Source organism: Streptomyces sp. NPDC046831, from assembly GCF_040645305.1.
GTDB lineage: Bacteria > Actinomycetota > Actinomycetes > Streptomycetales > Streptomycetaceae > Streptomyces.
The window spans coordinates 1-4,412 of sequence record NZ_JBEYXZ010000071.1; the positions used below are offsets into that span (position 1 = coordinate 1).

Annotated in this window: 4 protein-coding genes and 2 pseudogenes; 1 reads left to right on the forward strand and 5 read right to left on the reverse strand. The window is 58.4% G+C overall.

Going from position 1 to position 4,412, the window contains the following annotated elements:
- The 4 genes and pseudogenes from ABZ920_RS30360 to ABZ920_RS30375 form a co-directional block, all read right to left on the reverse strand.
- A pseudogene (locus ABZ920_RS30360) lies at positions 1 to 101 on the reverse strand (IS5/IS1182 family transposase); the annotation flags it as partial.
- A gap of 14 nt (positions 102 to 115) precedes the next feature.
- Positions 116 to 1,441: a hypothetical protein gene (locus ABZ920_RS30365; protein ID WP_361512039.1), complete on the reverse strand. Its 1,326-nt coding sequence runs from the start codon at positions 1,439 to 1,441 to the stop codon at positions 116 to 118.
- A 549-nt stretch (positions 1,442 to 1,990) separates the two neighbouring features.
- Complete coding sequence (locus ABZ920_RS30370; RefSeq protein WP_361512042.1) at positions 1,991 to 2,284, reverse strand: transposase domain-containing protein; 294 nt, start codon at positions 2,282 to 2,284, stop codon at positions 1,991 to 1,993.
- Between the two features lie 703 nt (positions 2,285 to 2,987).
- Positions 2,988 to 3,449 carry an ATP-binding protein gene (locus ABZ920_RS30375; protein ID WP_361512045.1) on the reverse strand — a complete coding sequence of 154 codons (462 nt, stop codon included), beginning with the start codon at positions 3,447 to 3,449 and terminating at the stop codon, positions 2,988 to 2,990.
- Between the two features lie 122 nt (positions 3,450 to 3,571).
- On the opposite strand from ABZ920_RS30375, the gene ABZ920_RS30380 reads away from it, so the two are divergent.
- The gene (locus tag ABZ920_RS30380) at positions 3,572 to 4,324 is read left to right on the forward strand and encodes a DUF5677 domain-containing protein (protein ID WP_361512048.1); all 753 of its coding nucleotides are present in this window, start codon (positions 3,572 to 3,574) and stop codon (positions 4,322 to 4,324) included.
- Positions 4,325 to 4,330: 6 nt separating this feature from the next.
- On the opposite strand, the pseudogene ABZ920_RS30385 reads toward ABZ920_RS30380, so the two are convergent.
- Positions 4,331 to 4,412 (reverse strand): annotated as a pseudogene (locus ABZ920_RS30385) (IS5/IS1182 family transposase); the annotation flags it as partial.

A 4,412-nucleotide genomic window follows, 5' to 3' on the forward strand; every position in this document is an offset into this window, starting at 1 on the left:
ACCACCTGCCCGTTCGCCCCGTGCCGACGGTGCTTGTGGGAGTAGTCCGCGCGTGAGTCGCCGACCCGGTCGCACTCGGCGAGGGTGCCGTCCAGTTACAAGCCGAGTGGTAAACCTAGCCAATTTTTACTCTACCCATGACATATAGAACAAAGACCAACCCCCAAAGGGAAAGAAGAAAGAACAGGAGCAGTCCCTGCTTCGCCCTCTTGATGTGGCGCCCCAACGTTGTGGTCTCCTGAACCAAAAGTAGAGATGCCCCAAATGTCACCGGGAAGAGAATAGTCAGAATATCGGCCGAGTTGAGTTGTTGAGGGCGGCCGATAAAGCCATACATCACGATCAAGCAAATAGCCGACCATGTGGCTACAATGAAGCCCCACCCTGTAAAGAGTCGCAACCACGTCGGCAGAAGTCGACACTCGATCCAAAGCCGTTGTCGACGACTGTCAGGCTTTAGGCGATCAGCTCTGGAGTCATATCGTGAGTAGTATTCCCGGGTCTTGTGCTCGTCGTCAGGCTCCTGAGGTGGTGATGTAATTTCGCGATTCAGCTCGTCTCGGACACAAGTGCCGCGACGCCCAAGTTGAACACTGGTGTCGTCGACGCGAATATTTACGTGGTTTGACTTAGCGTCAGCGAAAGCGACATACTGCCTTGCTTTGGGAACTAGCCGATCGCAAAGCCGTCTCCATAGCCAGAAGCGACGCTTCAGTGGTTCTTCCGGAGTGTCAAAAAAGATCTCTCGCTTCTCGTATACCTCAATCAAGAAAGAAGCGTTCAAGGGAATTTTGCACCAAGCAAGGGCCTCCCACCGCCGGCCGTAGCTAAAGTAGGTATGCAACAGTCTTTCTGCACGGGAATCAAAATGGCGTCGTTGGTCTGCCCGGACGAGCAGTCGATGCAACCTCTTCAGAAGACGCAGCGCATCTCTTTCTGTGAGACCAGGGTTCGCTCTAAAGAGTTCAGGCAGGGCGAGAAGGGGATACTCTGCAGCGCTTTCGGATGTTGAAAGGACGTACTGATCAAGCAAGCCTCCAATGTCTCTGGCCACTTGATCACACCGGTCAAACATCGCAGCATCGCGAACCCCAACGTCGATAGCATTTTCGACATAAGCGCGTACCGGAACAAGAGCCCCCTTCATCCTCTCGTTCCATTGCCGCGGGTGCCGAAGGGGCTTGCGATACTCATCGTTAAGCTTGCCGCGCAGGACTCCTGGGTTGAAAGTAAATATGGCGGCCAACAAAGGCTCAAGGCGTCTGGTACCCAATGTGCACAAGGGTGTTTGCTGTGCCAGGTGCCGAAAGTAGCGCGCCTGAATCTGCCCGTTAAATTCCCTTGAGATGCGGTGGACCTGCTCTCCGGCGACAGTGATAGAGAAATCGACTTGAGAGACCTTGGGGAAGTCCCCGATAGGCAAGAGTACGGATGCATCCAAGTTTGTACCGAACTGGTCGCGAAGGGCATTGGATATAGAAGCAACCTCTCGAAGAGGTTTGACGTGGACTTCGCGTTCCCTCTCCGACCAAAGGGCACTTGTTAGTGATATCCTTTCGACCGCCCTCAATCGCCAACCAGCTAGGTTATCAAGGAGCTGGAAAGTAAGTTGCTCCCCGTGTGTATCCTCGCCATGGAGTCGACTGAGGCGCCAAAACCGAAGCCGCATGATGGCCTACCCAAAATACCTATTGACAACCATCCCAGATAGAATTCCAAAGAGCTGGATGGAAGAGGAACTGATGCGAATGACCCAAGTAAACCTATCCCCTTAGACTCTAGATACGCCCTCGATCACCGTAAAGGAAAGGTTCACCGAACAGACGCGCATACTTGGGGAGTGGTGTGGAATTCAAAAAAGGGGGGCGGGATTTGGAGTTCATCAACCTCAGTCGCCCCAAAGAGCCGCATTCGATCCTGGTATGGCGAGAAAAACGCCTTTGGTGGAAACGGAAAATATATAGGTTTGGTGGTCGTCCCGGTGGATCTATTATCGGCTAACCGCCGCTGTACAACTTCTACGTACCTCATAATCTCGCGAGATAGCTCGTCTCGCACCTGGGGCAAGACGAGCGTAGGGGACGCGCCCCTGCTGCCCTGAGGCTTTGGGCCGGTGGCCTGTATTGTGTTGGGAGCCAGGTCGGCCGCAGGAGTGCCCCACCACCCGAGAGGGCAGCTTGCGCACGCGCTTCTGAACCCGTGGAGTCACGGCGAGTACTTCGTCCACCAGGTGCGGCGTGGCGATCTGTGTCAGCTCTCCAAGGTGGCCGACAGGGGGAGACACTTCGGCCGACGGCCAGGCTGAACATGCAACGGGGCTCCTGCAGGAACGGTGTCTTGGTCGACTCCCGTCCTACGCGGAGCCACGTTCGCCAACCCCGACTTCACCAAACCGCTTCACACCGCACCCAGCGACCTAACTGCCCGGGCTTGGGGTAAAGCCTCGTAGCCGACCGATGAGCAACGTCGCCATATGGCGACAGAACGCTTGCGGGCTCACGGCTTATTGGTGTGACGCGACAGTTCGCGGCTGAAGCGGGTGCCTCGCTGGCACTGCTGGGTCGGCCCTACCCCGCCGTTTGTAAACTGCAGAGCAAAAGGCTTCCATGCTGCATGAAGCATGCAAGTAGGGCTGGCCGGCTCTTCAAGCATGTCGAGTTGGAAGAGGTCACGATCGAAACCGAAAATGGCAAGATGTTTGGCAAGGGCCCATGTAGCTGGAGAAGTGATCCGTACGAAGGGGAATCAGCCCGGCTGCAAGCGGACACTGCGGCTACTCGCCATTTTCTAGAAGCCCGCCTTCGCGACGAGCTACCGTAGAGGCGTTCACGCACCTCCGCCCTGAGGCTTTGGCCGGTGGCCTGTATCGTGCTGGGAGGCAGGTCGGCCGCAGGCTTGCCCGCCGTACGGGCAGGACACCCTGCCCGATAAAGCCCGAACATGGTCGAGCTGGCGTGGGCCCCAGCGCGAGAGAGGTGGATAAAGCCTCAGGGTGATCCGCCAGTGGCGCTGCTGGCCGCGCCCCCTCTCCCCCTCAGGCGGCAGCTGGCAGCTCCGCCCACATGACCTTTGCCGCCGGCGCCTTGCCGAAGGCCCCAGAACGTGCTCAGAGAGGCCAAGACGCTCAAGGCGCGTCCGTACTCGACGTAGAAGGTCGTCTGTTGCAGAACCGGTACCGCCTCAGCCTGATCACCTACCTCGATGACGAGACTGCCCCGGTCCCTGCGGAGCCGCAGGGTCACGTCGCTGTCAGCCGGAGCGCTTGTCGCGATGGCGTTGGTCACCAACTCCGTGGCGACAACCTGTGCATCGTGAATCAGCTCTTCCAGACCCCACCTGCGAAGGGCGTCAGTGACGAGCCTGCGGCACAAAGGGGCGGCGATCGGCAGCGGAGAAATCGCGATCTTAGCAACCTGAGGCTGCTCACCTGATGCCACGACAGCCTCCACTCTTGTGAGCTGTAAAAACCGGTGTCTCCAGAGTACGACCAGGGACGTCAAGGAGATCCAGAATCTCGACGTCTGCCGGAAACTCGTGGCGGCGACGGTCTTCGGTTCGCCATGATGGCGCGGTGGCTGAACCAGACCCGAGAGATGGCCTGATCCGTCTCGAAAACTTGATCACCGGCGACCTGCACGAGAACATCGACCCCATGAACCGGGCCGCAATCATCGGCTGGGGACTCTTCTTCAACGTGGCGCACCAAATCCGAGCGGTGCTCACCCTGCACCAGGCCGGCGCCTGTGGGGCCGCGTCCCCCAACCGGCGAAGCGCGCTGGAGTACGCGATCACGTTGCGGTGGTGTGTCGACCAGGGTGATCGAATAGGCGACATCTACAACCGCAAGCTCGGTAACGACCAGATCCAGCTTGCCAAGGCGCTGAAGGCCGACGGCACCAAGGACCGCTACAAGGACGCCTACAAGATCATGGCCCACACCGTGGAGACGGTGAGGAAGACGATCGCACCAGACCCCAATGAGCGGCTGGCCAAGATCGACAACCTGATCAAGGGGTACGCGCTGGCCAACGTGTGGAGCTTCTACACGGTCGAGTCCCGCTTCACGCATCCGACGCCTACCAGCGCTCAGCTGTTCTTCAAGACCGAGGGCGACGCCTTCCACATGAGCCAGGCACCACTCCATGAGGAGATGGTCGCGTGCCAGCTGTTCTGCTTGTGGATCTTCCACTTCGCCATGCTGGCATTCAACGAAATACTCACCGGCAAGCCGTGGACCAGCGAGCTTGAGCGGATCGCCAAGGACTACGGCTTCGAAACAACCCTGCCGCAGTGGCAGGGGCCCGGCGACCTGCACGCTCAGTGAGCTTCTTCAGCGTTGCCGCTCCAGGGTGAGGACGGCTTTGGCGATTGACGTCATGCGGTTTGGACTGCATCGGGATCTGCGGAAGATT